The sequence below is a fragment of the Rhizobium sp. 9140 genome, assembly GCF_900067135.1.
In the GTDB taxonomy this organism is placed as follows: domain Bacteria; phylum Pseudomonadota; class Alphaproteobacteria; order Rhizobiales; family Rhizobiaceae; genus Ferranicluibacter.
Genome location: NZ_FJUR01000001.1, coordinates 188,000 through 205,440, shown reverse-complemented (window position 1 = coordinate 205,440; position 17,441 = coordinate 188,000). Strand labels below are relative to the sequence as shown.

At 63.0% G+C, this 17,441-nt stretch carries 11 protein-coding genes; 2 read left to right on the top strand and 9 right to left on the bottom strand.

Annotated elements, in window-relative coordinates; all coding sequences use genetic code 11:
* Positions 1-13 precede the first annotated feature (13 nt).
* Positions 14-1,267, bottom strand: a complete 1,254-nt coding sequence (locus GA0004734_RS00995) for a sarcosine oxidase subunit beta family protein (RefSeq protein WP_092930428.1) — start codon at positions 1,265-1,267, stop codon at positions 14-16.
* Between the two features lie 447 nt (positions 1,268-1,714).
* Between GA0004734_RS00995 and rpsU the strand changes: the two genes are divergently transcribed.
* Entirely contained in the window at positions 1,715-1,963 is a 249-nt protein-coding gene (gene rpsU / locus GA0004734_RS00990) for a 30S ribosomal protein S21 (RefSeq protein WP_062595880.1), read from the top strand.
* Positions 1,964-2,171: 208 nt separating this feature from the next.
* On the top strand, positions 2,172-3,056 hold the full coding sequence (locus GA0004734_RS00985; protein WP_245292310.1) for a tetratricopeptide repeat protein: 885 nt from the start codon (positions 2,172-2,174) through the stop codon (positions 3,054-3,056).
* 79 nt (positions 3,057-3,135) lie between these two features.
* On the opposite strand, the gene GA0004734_RS00980 is transcribed toward GA0004734_RS00985, so the two are convergent.
* The 8 genes from GA0004734_RS00980 to GA0004734_RS00945 all read right to left on the bottom strand — a co-directional run bounded on the left by GA0004734_RS00980 (position 3,136) and on the right by GA0004734_RS00945 (position 17,437).
* Positions 3,136-4,764, bottom strand: a complete 1,629-nt coding sequence (locus GA0004734_RS00980; RefSeq protein ID WP_092930424.1) for an alpha-D-glucose phosphate-specific phosphoglucomutase — start codon at positions 4,762-4,764, stop codon at positions 3,136-3,138.
* 3 nt (positions 4,765-4,767) lie between these two features.
* Positions 4,768-6,207, bottom strand: a complete 1,440-nt coding sequence (gene glgA / locus GA0004734_RS00975; RefSeq protein ID WP_092930422.1) for a glycogen synthase GlgA — start codon at positions 6,205-6,207, stop codon at positions 4,768-4,770.
* Positions 6,208-6,212: 5 nt separating this feature from the next.
* The gene (gene glgC / locus GA0004734_RS00970) at positions 6,213-7,475 is read right to left on the bottom strand and encodes a glucose-1-phosphate adenylyltransferase (protein ID WP_092935724.1); all 1,263 of its coding nucleotides are present in this window, start codon (positions 7,473-7,475) and stop codon (positions 6,213-6,215) included.
* Positions 7,476-7,581: 106 nt separating this feature from the next.
* Positions 7,582-9,783 carry a 1,4-alpha-glucan branching protein GlgB gene (gene glgB / locus GA0004734_RS00965; RefSeq protein WP_092930420.1) on the bottom strand — a complete coding sequence of 734 codons (2,202 nt, stop codon included), beginning with the start codon at positions 9,781-9,783 and terminating at the stop codon, positions 7,582-7,584.
* Entirely contained in the window at positions 9,780-12,245 is a 2,466-nt protein-coding gene (locus tag GA0004734_RS00960; RefSeq protein WP_092930418.1) for a glycogen/starch/alpha-glucan phosphorylase, read from the bottom strand. Before GA0004734_RS00960 ends, glgB begins: the two co-directional genes overlap by 4 nt.
* Before the next feature lie 319 nt (positions 12,246-12,564).
* Positions 12,565-13,797, bottom strand: a complete 1,233-nt coding sequence (locus tag GA0004734_RS00955; RefSeq protein WP_092930416.1) for a vWA domain-containing protein — start codon at positions 13,795-13,797, stop codon at positions 12,565-12,567.
* A gap of 213 nt (positions 13,798-14,010) precedes the next feature.
* A complete protein-coding gene (locus GA0004734_RS00950) occupies positions 14,011-14,889 on the bottom strand; it encodes a transglutaminase family protein (RefSeq protein ID WP_092930414.1) in 879 nt (292 codons plus the stop codon).
* 109 nt (positions 14,890-14,998) lie between these two features.
* Positions 14,999-17,437, bottom strand: a complete 2,439-nt coding sequence (locus GA0004734_RS00945; protein ID WP_092930412.1) for a circularly permuted type 2 ATP-grasp protein — start codon at positions 17,435-17,437, stop codon at positions 14,999-15,001.
* Between the last annotated feature and the right edge of the window lie 4 nt (positions 17,438-17,441).

The window sequence follows — 17,441 nt, the reverse complement described above, 5'->3', positions numbered from 1 at the left end:
GGGGCGGCCATCCTCAGTGCGCCACGGCCGCGGCTGCCGCCTCGTCGATCAGGCGTCCGGTGCGGAAGCGATCGAGCGTCAGGCCTGCCGCCAGCCGGTGCGGCTCGCCCTTGGCAATGAGGTGGGCGAACAGGTTTGCCGAACCCGGCGTCGCCTTGAAGCCGCCCGTGCCCCAGCCGCAATTGACGAAGAGGTTCGGCACGGGCGTGACGCCCTGAATGGCCGAGCGGTCCGGCGTGTTGTCGGTGATCCCGCCCCACTGGCGCATCATCTTGACGCGGCGGAAGATGGGGAACAGTTCGCAGATCGCATCAAGCGTATGGGTGATGATCTGCAGGCCGCCGGTCTGGGAATAGGAATTGTATTGGTCGGTGCCGGCGCCGATCACGAGTTCGCCCTTGTCGGACTGCGAGATATAGGCATGCACCGTGTTCGACATGACGACGCAGGGGAAGATCGGCTTCAGCGGTTCCGACACCAACGCCTGCAACGGCACGGAATGCAGCGGCACGCGGACGCCGGCCATGGCCATGATGACGGAGTTGTGGCCCGAGGCGGAGACGCCGATTTTCTTTGCGCCGATGAAGCCGCGATTGGTGTCGACACCCGTCACGGCACCGTCAGGCCCACGGCGGATGCCGGTAACCTCGCAGTTCTGGATGATATGGACGCCGCGGTCGGAGGCGGCGCGGGCATAGCCCCAGGCAACCGCATCATGGCGCGCCGTACCGCCGCGGCGCTGCAAGGCGGCGCCGTTGATGGGGAAGCGGGCGGACGCGGAAATGTCGAGCGGCGGACAGAATTCCTTGGCCTGCTCGGGCGAGAGCCACTCATTATCGATGCCGTAGAGACGGTTGGCATGGATATGGCGCTTGAAAACCTGCTGGTCGTGGATGCCGTGCGACAGCATCATGACGCCGCGCGGCGAATACATGACGTTGTAGTTCAGGTCCTGCGACAGGTTTTCCCAGAGCTTCAGCGAATGTTCGTAGATGTCCATGCTCTCGTCATAGAGATAGTTGGACCGGATGATGGTCGTGTTTCGGCCGGTATTGCCGCCGCCGAGCCAGCCTTTTTCGAGCACCGCGACATTGGTGATGCCATGCTCCTTGGCGAGGTAATAGGCAGCCCCCAGGCCGTGTCCGCCGCCGCCGATGATGATCGCGTCATAGGCGGCGCGCGGCTCGGGAGAGACCCATTGCGCTTCCCAGCCCTTGTGCGCCCGCATGGCTTCGCGTGCCACGGCAAAAACCGAATATTTGCGCATTCGCCTCATCTCCTGTTCGGGATGCCCCGATCCGTCTGCCCAACACATCGCAAATCGAGACGCGTCGCAACGTCCATTTTGCGACGTGGCAGGCCCTCACTTTCGACACTGCGAAAATGGCTGGACTGCAGGGTTTGAAAAGCAGAACTGTGACAGCGGCCAACTCATTTAATCAACGGGCGATTAAGGGCTTTGCGTGGCACGACTGAGGCGGATCGGCCCCTTGAGATGTCATTTTTGTGTGCCAGATACCCTGAAACAACGCCGCACTCCGGCGCGGGTGGACTTTGCAGCATTGATCTGCTACTTGCCGCCCATCATCGCAGCGCTCGAGCCCTTGCGATCAACGGACCATGCCGTCCGGCGGTGCCTCAAGCGCAGCCTCGGGTTCGGCCCATACACAGCAGCCTGAGCTTGTCTCGGCTCGATATCAAGGAATGTAAACACGTGCAGGTACTCGTTCGCGACAACAATGTTGACCAGGCGCTTCGCGCCCTGAAGAAGAAACTGCAGCGCGAAGGCGTCTTCCGTGAGATGCGCGCCCGCGAGGCATATGAAAAGCCGTCGCAGCGCCGCGCGCGCGAAAAAGCAGAAGGCATCAGCCGCGTTCGCAAGCTGGCCCGCAAGCAGGCGCAGCGCGAAGGCCTGTTGCCCATGCCGAAGTCTGCTGCCAAGTTTGCGGCGAAGGCACGCTGATCGGCGCTTGCTCCGGGAATGGTGACGGCGGAGGCGATGCATACGCCGCCGCCTTTTTTGCGTTAGACGTATGCGGCGTCCGTCGCGTATTTGCTGTGGATGCGGCGCTTGCATGAACGAACCGCCTGTTGCGGCGTTACCGTTGCAGCCGGGGCGAGACCGCGGGCCTGTGACGTGCCTGAGGCATTCTTGATTTGAGGGATCGATCTTGACATCGACTGTGACGACAGAGGGTTTCGCCGGCCGGGACGCATCCCGCAAAGGCACGCAGCGCTCCAGCCGCCTTGGCGTCCTCTCCGCGCTTGGAGCAGCCCTGCTTTTGACGGCCTGCCAGACGGATCCCTCGAACGACAGCACGCTTCAGGTCGAGCGGGCGCAGGGCTCCGAGCAGAACATCGCCTCGCTGTCGGGCGTCATCAACAGCAATCCGAGCGATCCCGAAGGCTACAATGTGCGTGGTTCGGCCTATGGTCGCGCCGGCGAATTCCGCCGCGCGGTGGCCGATTTCAACAAGGCGATCGAGCTCAACCCGCGCTTCTACCAAGCTTATGCCAACCGGGCGCTGGTCGAGCGCAATATGGGCGATCTTGCCGAAGCGCTTGCCGACTATAATTCTGCGCTGCAGCTCAACCCACGCTATGACGTCGCCTATATCGGCCGCGGCAATCTTTATCGCCAGAGCGGTCGGCTGGATCAGGCCTTTGCCGACTTCAACAAGGCGATCGAGAACGACACGACCGATCCGCGCGCCTACCATAATCGCGGTTTGATCTATCAGGCACGCAACCAGCATGGGCAGGCGATCGAGGATTTCTCGACCGCGATCTCGCTGTCGCCGAGTTCGCCGGAACCCTATAACGGCCGTGGCATCTCCTACGTCGCCCAGAACGACGACGATAACGCCTTTGCCGATTTCAACACGGCCATCAATCTCAACGGCAAGATCGCGGAATCCTGGGCCAATCAGGCGCTTGTCTACGAGCGTCGTGGCGAAAAGGCGAAGGCACAGCGCTCCTACGGCCATGCCTTGCAGCTCGACCCGAAATACGAGCCCGCCCGGGCAGGTCTTGCGCGCGTCAAAGCGGCAGGCTGAGACATCCAATCTCATTTCATAAAAAAACGCCGCTTCGAAGCGGCGTTTTTCGTCTGTGACCTTACGGACGGGCCGATGATCAGGTGATGACGGTCGGCTCCGTGCGCCCGGTCCGCTCCTTGATGCCCGCCAGCGTATCGGCGGCTTCGATCAGGTCGGCGAGAGCGATCTGGGTATCGACGTCGTGCTTCGTCGCGTCTGGTTCGAAGCGCTCGATGTAGACACGCAGCGTCGCGCCGGACGTGCCGGTGCCCGACAGGCGGAAGACCACGCGGGAGCCGCCTTCGAACAGGATGCGGATGCCCTGATTGTTGCTGACGGACTGATCGACCGGATCGTGATAGGAGAAATCGTCGGCCGTCTCGATCGTGAGATCGCCGAGCTTGCGGCCAGGCAGCGTGCCAAGTTGCGCACGCAGCGCATCCATCAGGCCGTTGGCGGCAGCGGAATCCACCTCTTCGTAGTCATGGCGCGAATAATAGTTGCGGCCATAGGTCGTCCAGTGCTCACGGGCGATATCGACGACGCTTTCCTTGCGGACGGCAAGAATGTTCAGCCAGAGCAGCACGGCCCAAAGACCATCCTTCTCGCGTACGTGGCTGGAGCCCGTCCCCGCACTTTCCTCGCCGCAGATCGTCGCCAGACCCGCGTCGAGCAGATTGCCGAAGAACTTCCAGCCAGTCGGCGTCTCATAGATGCCGATGCCGAGCTTTTCGGCCACGCGGTCGGCCGCACCCGAGGTCGGCATGGAGCGGGCGATGCCGGCAAGACCCTTGGCGTAGCCGGGCGCCAGCGTCGCGTTTGCTGCGAGCATGGCGAGGCTGTCGGAGGGCGTGACGAAGATGCCCTTGCCGATGATGAGGTTACGGTCGCCGTCGCCGTCCGAGGCTGCGCCGAAATCGGGTGCGTCGTCACCCATCATTTCCTCGTAGAGCGCACGGGCGTGGACGAGGTTGGGGTCCGGATGATGGCCGCCGAAGTCGGGCAGGGGGACGAAGTTCAGCACGGAGCCCTTGGCGGCACCGAGACGGTTTTCGAGGATTTCCTTGGCATAAGGACCTGTGACGGCGCTCATCGCGTCGAAAACGATGCGGAAGCCGCCGGCGAGGTGCGCGCGGATGGCCGGGAAGTCGAACAGGGTTTCCATCAGCTCGGCATAATCGGAGACCGGGTTGATGACCTGCACGGTCATGCCCGCGACCTCCTGCTCACCTTCGGCGTCGAGATTGACGTCCGCGACATCGGCGATCTTGTAGCGCTCGATGGTCTTGGTGTGGGCGTAGATCGCGTCCGTCACCTTCTCCGGTGCCGGACCGCCATTGCCGATGTTATACTTGATGCCAAAGTCTTCGGTCGGGCCACCCGGATTGTGGCTGGCGGAGAGAACGATGCCGCCGAAGGCTTCGTACTTGCGGATGACGTGCGAGGCGGCGGGTGTCGAGAGGATGCCGCCGCGGCCGACGAGCACGCGGCCGAAACCGTTTGCCGCCGCCATCTTGATGGCGATCTGGATGACTTCGCGGTTGTAGAACCGGCCGTCGCCGCCGATGACCAGCGTCTTTCCCTCGAAGCCTTCGAGGCTGTCGAAGATCGACTGGATGAAGTTCTCTGCGTAGTTCTGCTGCTGGAACACCGGCACCTTCTTGCGAAGCCCCGACGTTCCGGGTTTCTGGTCGGTGTAGGGGGTCGTGTTTACGGTTTTCGTCATGATTCAACCTTTCGCAAGAAGACCGGCATAAAGCGCGGCATAGCGCGTGGCACTCATATCCCAGGAGACATCGGATTTCATACCGCGCGCTTGCAGGCGCGCCCAGATTTTTGGCTGGCGCCACAGGGAAAAGACGCGGCGGAGTGCCAGCCGAAGGCTTTCCTCTGAGACGGGGGAGAAGAGGAAGCCGGTGGCAACATTTGCCGCCACCGCCGCCTCGTTGGCATCGATGATCGTGTCGGCAAGGCCACCGGTGCGGGCGACCACCGGCACGCAGCCATAGCGCAGGCCGTAAAGCTGTGTCAGGCCGCAGGGCTCGAAGCGTGACGGCACGAGGATGGCATCTGCGCCGGCCTGCATGAGGTGCGACAGCGGTTCGTCGTAGCCGACAACGATGCCGACGCGACCGGGATGCACGGCGGCCGCGGTTCGGAAGGCGGCTTCGAGCGCCGGATCGCCAGAGCCGAGGACGGCCAGCGTACCGCCATTCCCGACGATCATGTTCACGACACCGGCGAGCACGTCCATGCCCTTCTGGTCGGTCAACCGGCTGACGACGCAGAAGAGCGGACCGTCTGTCGCCACGAGGCCGAAGCGCTCGCGCAGGGCATCGCGGTTGGCCGCCCGCTTCTTCAGGCTGGCTGAAGCATAGTTTGCGGCGATGTGCGGATCGGCGGCGGGGTCCCATACATCCGTATCGATGCCGTTGACGATTCCATGCAGGTCGGCAATGCGGCTGGCAAGAACGCCTTGCAGGCCCATGCCGAATTCGGGGGTCAGAATTTCCTGCGCATAGGAGGGGCTGACGGTGGTGATGGCCGTTGCCGCCATCAGGCCGCCCTTGAGGAAGGAGACATCGCCGTAATATTCGACGCCCTGCACCGAGAAGGCGCCCCAAGGGAGGGCGAGTTCCGGAAAGGTGCTGGCGGAAAACTGGCCGCGAAAGGCGATATTGTGGATGGTCAGCACGGTCGGGACATGGGCGGCACCGCCATGCTGCATATAGACCGGGGCGAGTGCCGCCTGCCAGTCATGGCAATGGACAAGGTCCGGCGTCCATTCGGGCAAGATCCCGCGCGCGATCTCGGCTGCCGCCAGCGACAAGGCGGCAAAGCGGCGGAAATTGTCGGTGTGGTCCAGCCCTTGGGTGTCGAGATAGGGCCCGCCTGGCCGGTCGAACAGCGCAGGCGCGTCGAGCACTAGAAGGTCGAGACCGTCATGTTCGGCAGCCAGAATCGCGGCGGGGTGGCCGAACAGCGTGTCGATGCCGTCGAGCCTTGTCGTCTCTCCGATTTTCGCCATCACGGCGGGATAGCCGGGCAGCAGCGTGCGCATGCGGATGCCATGGGGCTTGAGCGCCGCGGGCAAAGCCCCCGCGACGTCGGCAAGGCCGCCGGTCTTGATCAGCGGAAAGACTTCGGAGGCGACCGAAAGGACGTTCATCGTCCTCACAGTCCCAGCTTGTCGATCATCGGCTGTGTAATCAGGCAGATGCCGTTTTCCGAGCGACGGAACCGCTTGGCGTCGAGGTCCGGATCCTCGCCGACGACGAGACCTTCCGGAATGACGACACGGCTGTCGATGACGACGTTCTTCAACTGCGCGTGGCGACCGATCTTCACGCTCGGGAGGATGACCGCGCCGTCGAGGCGGGAGAACGAGTTCACGCGGACGCCGGTGAAGAGCATGCTGCGATTGAGAGACGCGCCGGAGATGATGCAGTCGCCCGAGACCAGCGAGGAGGTGGCCGAACCGCGGCGATTCTCGTCGTCATGGACGAACTTTGCCGGCGGCTTGATTTCGGCGAAGGTCCAGATGGGCCAGGTGCTGTCGTAGATGTCGAGTTCCGGCGTGACATGCGTCAGGTCGATATTGGCCTGCCAGTAGGCATCGATCGTGCCGACGTCGCGCCAATAGGCCTCACGCTCGAAATCCGAGCGTACGCAGGACTCGTTGAAGCGGTGGGCGATCGCCTTGCCGTGCTGCACGATGTAGGGAATGATGTCCTTGCCGAAGTCGCGGCTGGAGGTCGGATCGGCCGCATCGCGGCGCAGGATGTCCATCAGGAATTTCGTGTGGAACACGTAGATGCCCATGGACGCCAGCGCCATCTCCGGATTGCCGGGGATGCCCGGCGGGTCGGACGGCTTCTCGACGAAGGCGATGATACGGTCCTTATCGTCCACATGCATGACGCCAAAGCCGGTCGCTTCCATGCGCGGCACTTCCAGGCAGCCGATGGTGACGTCGGCGCCACTGTCCACGTGCTGCTGAAGCATCAGCTCGTAGTCCATCTTGTAGATATGGTCGCCCGCCAGGATGACCATATACTCGACGCCGTGGTCCTCGATGATGTCGATGTTCTGGTAGACGGCATCGGCCGTGCCCTCGTACCACTGTGTTTCCGAGACGCGCTGGGAGGCGGGCAGGATGTCGAAGCTTTCGTTTCGCTCGGGCCTGAAGAAGTTCCAGCCGTTTTGCAGGTGGCGGATCAGCGAATGCGCCTTGTACTGCGTCGCGACGCCGATGCGGCGGATACCCGAGTTCATCGCGTTCGACAGCGCGAAATCGATGATGCGCGCCTTGCCACCGAAGTAGACGGCGGGCTTGGCGCGACGGTCCGTCAGTTCCTTCAGACGGCTTCCGCGGCCACCGGCCAGAACGTAAGCCATGGCATCGCGTGCCAGCGGCTGTATGCGTTTTTCCATGATATCCTCCCGATTTTGCGGTCTCTTGGCCGGTCTGCCCGCCCTCTCAAACGGGCCGACCGGCATTATTATGCTTTCGTCTCGGCCGGATGCCCGGCCTCGTCGGTTTTCAGTCCTGCTCCAGCATCAGCGTGGCGAGCGGGGGCAATGTGAGGTTCGCCCGGATCTCGCCAGATGCGGTGCGCACGGCATGAACCACGCCGCCATTGCCCTTGCCGCTGCCGCCGTAGATCTCGGCATCGGTATTGACGATCTCGCGCCAGCGGCCTTCACTCGGCAGCGGGATCGAGTAGACCTCGCGGTAGACGGGGGTGAAGTTCGAGATGACGGCGACAGCCTTCTGACCCGGCGCCTTGCGCAGCCAAGCAAAGACCGAATTGTCGCTGTCGTCGGCGATCAGCCACTCGAAACCTTCGCCCTCGCAGTCGCGTGCATGCAGCGCCTGCTTGTTGCGGTAGGTGCCGTTCAGGTCGCGGATCAGGCGGCGCATGCCCTGATGCAGGGGATATTCGAGCAGGTTCCAGTCGAGCCCGCGCTCCTCCGACCATTCCGCCCACTGAGCGAACTCCTGACCCATGAATAGCAGCTTCTTGCCGGGATATCCCCACATGAAGCCGTAATAGGCCCGAAGATTGGCGAATTTCTGCCAGTCGTCGCCGGGCATCTTCGCCACGAGCGATCCCTTGCCGTGCACCACTTCGTCATGGGAGAGCGGCAGTACGAAATTCTCGCTGAAGGCGTAGACGAGGCCGAAGGTCAGGTCGTTATGGTGATGCTTCCGATGGATCGCGTCACGTGCAAGATATTGCAGCGTGTCGTGCATGAAGCCCATGTTCCACTTGAACCCAAAACCCAGGCCCCCGGTGTGAACGGGCGCAGAGACGCCCGGCCAGGAGGTGCTCTCCTCCGCAATGGTCAGGATGCCGGGGTGGCTGCCGTAGACCTCCTTGTTCATCGTCTGCAGGAAGCGCACCGCATCGAGGTTCTCGTTGCCGCCATATTCGTTCGGAACCCATTCGCCGTGCTTGCGGGAATAGTCGAGGTAGAGCATGGACGCGACCGCATCGACGCGCAGCCCGTCGAGGTGGAATTTCTCGGCCCAGTAGAGGGCGTTATTGACGAGATAGGCAAAGACCTCGGCTCGGCCGAAATTGTAGATCGCCGTGTTCCAGTCAGGGTGGAAACCCTGGCGTGGGTCCTCGTGTTCGTAGAGGGCGGTGCCGTCGAAGTTGCGCAACCCATGCGCATCGACCGGGAAATGGGCGGGTACCCAGTCGAGGATGACACCAAGGCCGACCTTGTGGGCGCCATTGACGAACCGCGCAAAGCCCTCCGGCTCGCCGAAGCGGGCCGTCGGCGCATAGAGGCCTGTCGTCTGATAGCCCCAGGAGGGATCGTAGGGGAATTCGCTGATTGGCAGGAATTCGATATGGGTGAAGCCCATGTCCACACAATAGGGGATCAGCCGGGCGGCCATCTCGTCCCAGCTCAGGAACGCGCCATTATCGCCGCGCTGCCACGAGCCGGCATGCACTTCGTAGATGGAGATCGGCTGGCGGCGCGGATCGGCCGAGGCCCAGTGCGCGCGATGCGCCTGGTCTTCCCAGTCCTGTGCGATCTCGGACGTGGTGACCGACGCCGTTTCGGGCCTTAGTTCCGATCGGCGGGCAAACGGATCGGCCTTCAGCGGCTGCAACTGGCCGTCCGAACCGACGATTTCGTACTTGTACGGTGTTCCCGCGGGGACGTCGGGAATGAAGATTTCCCAGATGCCGGTGTCGAGACGCAGCCGCATGACGTGGCGACGCCCATCCCAGGCATTGAAGGCGCCCACGACCGAAACGCGCCGCGCATTCGGCGCCCAGACGGCGAAGTGGAAGCCATCGACACCTTCATGGCGGACCGGGTGGGCGCCGAGCTTGTCGAACAGGCGAAGGTGTGAGCCCTCGCGAATGTAGTAATCGTCCATCGGCCCGAGAACGGGGCCGAAGCTGTACGGGTCGGTGACCGTCCAGCATCCGCCTTCATTCTCGGCCTTGTAGCGTACCGGCTGCACCTTGCGCAGGTTCACCGTGCCTTCGAAGAAACCCGCTTCATGGCGAAGCGCCAATGTGCCGAGGTCCTTGCCGGACAGAGTCTCGACCGAGACGTGTGTGGCGCCCGGTAGAAAACATCGGACGACGACGTCCTTGCCGACCGCATGAGGCCCGAGGCTTGCAAACGGATTGGTATGCGTACCCTCGATGAAGGCTGCTACCTCGTCATCCGGCAGACGTGCCGGCGACGAGGCCTCTTTCAGCTCGGAGGTCATCCGGCTCTCCAAATCTCATCGGCATACTGCCGAATCGTCCGATCGGATGAGAACCAGCCCATCCGTGCGGTGTTGCGGATGGTCTTGCCGTACCATTGGCTGGGATTGGTCCAGATCGCATCTACTTCGCGCTGCGCCTTGGCATAAGCATCGAAGTCGGCCGCGACCATGAACCAGTCGTGTGAATAGATGCCATCGATCAGGCCGGAAAAGCGGTTGCGGTCATCTGGCGAGAACACGCCGGACGCTATCGCCTGGAGTGCCTGCGAAAGCTCGCGCGACGCCTCGATCACGGCCCGTGGTTCGTGACCTTCCTGGCGCAGGTTGGATACTTCTTCCGCGGTCATCCCGAAAATCTTGATGTTCTCCTCACCGACGCAGTCGCGCATTTCAACATTGGCCCCGTCCAGCGTGCCGATGGTCAGCGCACCATTCAACGCGAACTTCATGTTCCCGGTTCCAGACGCTTCCATGCCGGCGGTCGAAATCTGCTCCGATAGGTCTGCAGCAGGCACCATGATTTCTGCCAGCGAGACGTTGTAGTTCGGAATGAACACCACCTTCAGCAGACCGCGCACCGCCGGGTCGTTGTTGATCACGCGGGCCACGTCGTTCGCCAGCTTGATGATGAGCTTGGCATTGTGATAGCTCGGCGCCGCCTTGCCTGCGAAGAGCTTTACGCGTGGAACCCAGTCGAGCTCGGGATGCGAGCGGATCTGGTCGTAGAGCGAGATCGCTTCGATGATGTTCAGAAGCTGGCGCTTGTATTCGTGGATACGCTTGATCTGGATGTCGAACATGGCCGACGGGTCGATGCGGATACCCATCCGGCTTTGGACGAGCTGAGCGAGCCGCACCTTGTTGTTGCGCTTGATGGCCGCGAAACGATCCTGGAAAACGGCGTTGTCGGCATGCGGATCGAGTGCCTTCAAGGCCTCGGCGTCATCCATGAAGTCGTCGCCGATCGTCTCGCGGATCAGCGAAAACAGTTCCGGATTGCACTGCATCAGCCAGCGGCGCGGGGTAATGCCGTTGGTCTTGTTGTTGATGCGCTTGGGGTAGAGTTTGTGCAGATCGGCGAAGACGGTGATCTTCATGAGATCCGTGTGTAGCGCGGAAACGCCATTGATCGAGTGCGAGCCGACAAAGGCGAGGTTGCCCATGCGCACGCGGCGGTCGCCGCTTTCGTCGATCAGCGAGATGTTGCGCACCTGCTGGTCGCTGTAATCCGTCAGCTTGCGGGCCTCGAGCAGGATCTTCGCGTTGATCGCGTAGATGATCTGCATATGCCGTGGCAGCAGACGCTCGAACAGCGGCACGGGCCAGGTTTCCAGAGCTTCCGGCAGCAGCGTATGGTTGGTGTAGGAGAAAGTGCGGCGGGAGAGATCCCAGGCCGTGTCGAAATCGACGCCGTGGACGTCCGTCAGCAGGCGTACCAGTTCGGCGACCGACACGGCAGGGTGCGTGTCGTTCAGCTGGATGGCGACCTTGTCCGGCAGGGAGGTGAAGTCCGGATACTGCTGGAGGTGGCGGCGCAGGATGTCCTGCAGCGAGGCGGAGGAGAAGAAGAACTCCTGGCGCAGACGCAGCTCCTGTCCGGCCGGCGTCGCGTCGGCCGGGTAGAGAACGCGGGCGAGCGCTTCGGCCTTGTTGCTTTCGCGCAGCGCGCCGATGTGGTCGCCGGCATTGAAGGCGTCGAGCAGGATGGGGTCGATCGGATGCGCGCTCCAGAGGCGCAGCGTGTTGGTGCGTTTGCCGCGCCAGCCGACGACGGGCGTGTCGCAGGCCGTGGCGATGACGCGCTCGGCCGGTTTCCAGACGTAGCGCGTCAGTTCTTCGTCGATATTGACTGTCTCGACCGATCCGCCGAAGCCGATCTCATAGGAGCTTTCGCGGCGCTCGAACTCCCAGGGGTTGCCGTGCGCCAGCCAGGTTTCCGGCAGCTCCACCTGCCAGCCGTCCGCCATCTGCTGGCGGAAGAGGCCGTGTACGTAGCGGATGCCGTAGCCATAGGCCGGGATGTCGACGCTTGCCATGCTCTCCATGAAACAGGCGGCAAGCCGGCCGAGGCCGCCATTGCCGAGTGCGGCGTCAGGCTCCAGTTCGGCGACCACGTCGATATCGACGCCGAAGGAGGCGAGCGCTTCCTTCAACTCGTCCATCAGGCCGATATTGGTGACGGCATCGCGCATCAGGCGGCCGATCAGGAACTCGAGCGACAGGTAGTAAACGCGCTTGGAACTGTCGGTGTAGGCCTTTCGGGTGGACTCCATCCAGTTGTCAGTGATGCGGTCGCGCACGACCAGGATCGCGGCCGTCAGCCAGTCATGCGGCTTGGCGACCTTCGGGTCCTTGCCGATGCGGTAGGTCAGGCGCTCGATGATCTCCTGCGCCAGAATGTCGGCGCTCGACTCGCGGCGCGCGGCGTTCGGAATTTTCTCATTTGAGATACGGCTGACCATGGATCCGGGCTACCCTTTTGGACGTTGTTCCGACACCACCGAAGGCGCATGCCGACGGAGAATTCCAGCAATGTATGCACCGATACGAAGCGCTTGCAATAAGTGTTTTCAAGAGGATGTAAAATGAAGCCGCCGGGCGGCAGGCGCGTGCTCGGTGGCGCAAGGCTTCATCGCCGCCGCTTCCGACCTATCCGCCGCCGCGCCTGTTTTTCCCGTGCCCTATCGCCGTCGGCCGCGTGCTGCGGCCGGATGATCTGCAACGGCGAAAACCCGCGCGAACAGGTCGCGCGGGTTTGAAAGAGGTGACGTCGATGTCGGTTTACTGCGTCAGCCGGACCATGAGGTTGCTGGCCTTGTCGCCGATCGTCTTGAAGGCTGCGACGAGATCCTCGCTCTTTTCGGCCTGGAAGTAATAGGTCGGGTCCGTGGCGCAGCCCTGCAAGAGATCCTGGCCGCGCTTGGGTGCCTTGAAGGCGACAGTGAAGACCTTAATGCCGTCGTCGCGGGCCTTGTCGCAATAGAACTTCGTGGTCGCGTCGGATCGCGCCGCCTGACTGTCGCCGGTTCTGTTCTGATAGAAATTGTTCTCGCCATCCGTCATGAAGACGATGTACTTGGTCGGTGTCGCCCCGGTCTTCTGCGCATGGGCCTTCGTCTCTGTATTTCCCGACAGGTCCCTGTAGGCAGAGGTGAAAGCGTCGCTCGAATCCGTTCCTCCCTCTGCCACGAGGGTATTGACGTAGGTTCCCGTGCCGGCCGTTCCCCAGGCAAGCACGCCGGCTGCATCCTGCGCGTTGTTGTAGGAGACTGCGGAAGTTCTCACATAGATCGAGGTCGGGTCGGCGGCCTTCAGCTGGGTCAGCAGGCTGTTCACGGCCTTTTTGAGCGTCGCGATCTTCGAGACGTAGCAGGGCGTGCTCCACTTCGCGTAGGGCCAATAGGCCTCCTCGTAGATGTAGCAGCCATTGGTCGAGATGTCTTTGGTATCGGTCTTCCAGGCCATCGAGCCGGATCGATCGAGGACGAGCACCATCGACAGGGCGTTCTTGGTGTCCGAGACGCCTTCCGACTTGCCGGTGGCCGACAGGCTGATGCCGTTGCCGCTCATGAGGCGCGTCATGGCATTGAGGTCGATGGACAGGTTGGATTTGACGCTGATGTCGTAGCCCTTCGCGCCCGTCTGGAGGGTCTTCGGCTCGATCGTGACCGATGTGTTGTCGATCAGCAGCTTATCCGCCGCCGCCTGCTTTAACAGGGCTTCCGCCGCCGCGGGCGTGCCGACCTCTATCGCGCTGGAACTGGTGTTCCGCATGGCCATGACCACATAGTCGCGCGCTGTTTTGCGGGCCTCGTCCACGCTCATATGTTTGTTGGCAAGGCCGGAGGCGGCGGCAAGAGCGCCGCTGTCCACCGCCGCCTGGAGGCGGCTTTTCTGGAGCACGATGTTGGTGGTGTCGATCGCCACGCCGGCGCCGAAGAGAACCACGGGAAGCGCTACGGCCGCCATCAGCGCGATGTTGCCGCCCCGATCTTCCATGCAACGCCCGATCATGCCAAAAACTCGCCTCATGTTCCGCTCCTGCGCCCACGGTCCGCTTCGCGATATCGCTGAAGCCCATCTTGTTGCTTCGATATCAGGGGTTCGTTGGTGACCGCTTACAAGAGAGATTAAACTTTTACGGACAAGGCAGGATTTCCGGCAGGAACCTGTTCCGCATGGCGGACAGGTGATGCAGAACAGGACAGGTGAGCGAAAAGAAGACCGTCAGGAAACCGGGACGACATCGACGGCCTGGTCCGTCTTGTGGCTGCCATAGCTCTTGAGGACGCCGATAACCGGCGCGACATCGGAATAGTCGCGGCCATGACCGACGACGATGTGGTCCGTGCCGGCGGGTACATTGTTGGTGGGGTCGAGCTCCACCCAGCCCAGCATCTTGCCGCACCAGACGCGGACCCAGGCATGCATGGCGTCGGCACCTTCCAGCCGCTCCTTGCCCGGTGGCGGCAGCGTGCGCAAGAAGCCGCTGACATAGCCGGCGGGAATGCCGAGTGCGCGCAGCGCAACGATCATGATATGCGCGAAGTCCTGGCAGACGCCCTTCTTCAGCCGGAAGGCCTCGATCGGCGTGCTGTCGACCGACGTCGCCTTGGGGTCGTAGGTGAAGTCCTTGTAGATCCTCTCGCACATCAGGCCGGCGATCTCGCGAACGGTCATTCCGGGCTTGACCATTCCCCGGGCATAGGCCGCGATCGTCGGATCCTCGGCAAGGCGCGGGCTCGGTGCCAGGAAATGGTGGGGGGACCCCGGATCGAGCGACCAGACGGCACCGATCTCTGCGGGAAAGGCCGCGAGGTCAGGCGAGAAATCTGCGGTCGGCATCGCGGCATCCAGCTGGACCCGCGCCTTCATATGAATGACCAACTCGTCGTGAAGCTTGCGAAAGAGGATCGACGTCGAGGGGTTCTGAAAGAAATCGAGCATGTCGGTTCGCTCTTCGGGCACCGGCGTGCAGGTGACGGTGCCCGCCACCAGACGCTGGCGCGACGGCAGGGACAGCGGCAGCACGCGCACGATGTGGCGTCCGCCGGAAACAGGGATCTCGTAGCTATAGGTGATCTTGAGGCTGATATCGTAGAGCATGGATCCCCCGCGGTCTGGTCCGTCCCGACTCTATGCCCTGTTTGACGTGTCTGCGCATTCTAAAAGCGGCAGTGTCACAAAAGCATCGGACAGCTCGGATCGCGCGCGATCAGCTCAGATAGGTCTGGGCGAGAATGTCGGAGAAGCGTTCCATCTCCTTCTCGAGGTGCTCGTAGACCTCGCTCGTCATGCCTTCGGGCGTCATCACCGCGAGACCCGAATGCAGGCGCACCGCCTCGCGGTAGAAGGGCGACATCTGGCCGTTCTGGTAAGCGTTCGGCAGTTGCTCGACCTCGGCGCGGATTTCGTTCAGCTGGTAGAGAATGGAGCGCGGGTTGAGCGGATCGAGCGCCAGGAGGTCGGTGACCGTCAAAGGTGCGGTGTTCACGTTGTAGCGGCGGCGATGGGTCATGACGCTGTCGCCGATCTCCAGCAGCATGTCGAGCGCGCCGTCCGGCGCATCCCGGCCGGACATATGGCCGAGCAGGCGGGTCATGTGCATGCCGCGCTCAAGATAGCGGCCGATCGACAGGAAGCGCCAGCCGGTGAAGCGGTACATGTTTTCGTGCACGAGACCGGCAAAGCCCGCGAGCTTGCGCAGCAGGATGGTCATCGCGTGCGTCGCGTCGTCGCCGGCCTCCACCGTCGCGCGGAACTTGCGCACCGTTTTCGACAGATCGTTCAGCGCCAGCCAGCCATCGGCCGAGAAGCGGTCGCGGATATTGCTCGCCGAATAGAGCGCGCTGTCGATGTTCGCGACGAGACTGTCGGGAACCGGCTGCGCCGAGTCGATGTCGAGCACCTTCAGATATTCCGAAACGTCCTTCAGCAGCGGCATTTCGCTGTTGGCGTTTTCGGCAAAGCGCCCGTGCCAGGCGCGCAGGATGCGCAGCGCGCCTTCCGAGCGCTCGATATAGCGACCGAGCCAGAACAGGTTGTCCGCAGCCCGGCTCGGCAGGCTGCCGGGCATGGTGCGGATAAAGGTTTCGTCGGAGGTGAGGAGTGTGGTGCGCTCGACAGGACGATCGCTGACGATCCAGACGTCGGCGGCTGAGCCGCCGGCCTGCATGGCGATGGCGGCAGCGTCCGCGCCGCTGGAAATCCGGGCGAAGCCGCCGGGCATGACCTGCCAGCCATTTCGCGTACGGGCAAGATAGACGCGCAGGCTCATCGGGCGCGGCGTCAGCTTGCCATCCACCCAGGCCGGGGTCGTGGACAGCGTCACGACCTCCTGACCCACCAGCTTCTGGCCCTCGTTTGCCAGCCAGTCGCGGATCGAGAGCTTGGCGTTTTCTCGCATCGACGATCCGAGGACGGATTGGCCATTGTCGTCGAAGAAGGGACGCGTGGAATAGGCGGGTCCGATGACCATCTTCTCGATGTTGCGGGCCACCTGCTCGCGCTCGGGCTTCTGCCCGCACCACCATGTGGCGATGCTCGGCAGCAGCAGCTCTTCGCCGAGCAGATGATGGCAGATCGTCGGCATAAAGGCGAGGAAGGCGCGTGTTTCCAGAATGCCGGAGCCCAGCGCGTTGACGATGGAGACGGTGCCGGAGCGCAACGCCGCCAGCAGGCCGGGGGTGCCGATGTGGGAGCGCTGGTTGAGCTCCAACGGGTCGGCGAAGGAGGAGTCCAGACGGCGCCAGAGAATGCCGATCGGCTTCAGGCCGGCGACGGTGCGCACCATCACGCGCCCGTCCACCACCGTCAGGTCCTCGCCCTCCAGCAGCATGAAGCCGAGATAGCGGGCGATATAGGCGTGCTCGAAATAGGTCTCGTTGGCGAGACCCGGCGTCAGCACGGCAATGCGGTCATCCGGCGAGCGTTTGCGCATTTGCAGCGCATCGCGGAAGGCGACGAAGAAGCGGGCGAGACGGTGGACATGGGTTTCGGCATAGATGTCGGAAAAGGCGCGCGTGGTCGCGACCCGGTTTTCCAGCGCGAAGCCGGCGCCGGAGGGCGCCTCCGTACGGTCGGCCAGCACCCACCAGTTTCCGTCCGGGCCGCGGCCGATCTCGAACGAGACGAAATGCAGGAAGTTGCCATCTGCCGGCTGTACGCCGACCATGGGACGCAGGAACTCGGTGTTTCCGGCCACCAGAGCCGGCGGCAGGAAGCCTTCGTTGACGAGCGTGTTCGGCCCGTAGATGTCGGCGGCGATCCGCTCCAGCAGGTTCGCACGCTGGATCAGGCCCCGCGACAGCTCTTCCCATTCGCGCTCGGCGATCAGGACCGGGATGTGCGACAGCGGCCAGCTGCGTTCGGAGTTCTCCTTGGTGCCGTAGGCGCGGTAGAAGACGCCGGCGTCGCGGAGATAGCGGTCGGCCCGGGCGAAACGGTTGGCAAGCTCCGCCTCGTCCATGCGGCCGATGGCCGAGACGAGATGCTGCCAGACGGGGCGCACATTGCCCGCGGCATCCATCATCTCGTCGGCGATGCCCGGCAGGGCGCGATAGTCCGCGACCGGGTTGCCAGCCCGTTTCGGAATTCCAGCGTTCGTCCCGACCGCTTCCTCCTTGATGGTCCCGGCCGTCGGCTTCTGTGTCATGTCG

What these genes read in the sequence shown, in the direction of transcription:
- GA0004734_RS00995 (WP_092930428.1), bottom strand. Translation starts at nt 1,267, where the DNA reads ATGCGCAAATATTCGGTTTTTGCCGTGGCACGCGAAGCCATGCGGGCG.
- GA0004734_RS00980 (WP_092930424.1), bottom strand. Translation starts at nt 4,764, where the DNA reads ATGACGAAAACCGTAAACACGACCCCCTACACCGACCAGAAACCCGGA.
- glgA (WP_092930422.1), bottom strand. Translation starts at nt 6,207, where the DNA reads ATGAACGTCCTTTCGGTCGCCTCCGAAGTCTTTCCGCTGATCAAGACC.
- glgB (WP_092930420.1), bottom strand. Translation starts at nt 9,783, where the DNA reads ATGACCTCCGAGCTGAAAGAGGCCTCGTCGCCGGCACGTCTGCCGGAT.
- GA0004734_RS00960 (WP_092930418.1), bottom strand. Translation starts at nt 12,245, where the DNA reads ATGGTCAGCCGTATCTCAAATGAGAAAATTCCGAACGCCGCGCGCCGC.
- GA0004734_RS00955 (WP_092930416.1), bottom strand. Translation starts at nt 13,797, where the DNA reads ATGATCGGGCGTTGCATGGAAGATCGGGGCGGCAACATCGCGCTGATG.
- GA0004734_RS00950 (WP_092930414.1), bottom strand. Translation starts at nt 14,889, where the DNA reads ATGCTCTACGATATCAGCCTCAAGATCACCTATAGCTACGAGATCCCT.
- GA0004734_RS00945 (WP_092930412.1), bottom strand. Translation starts at nt 17,437, where the DNA reads ATGACACAGAAGCCGACGGCCGGGACCATCAAGGAGGAAGCGGTCGGG.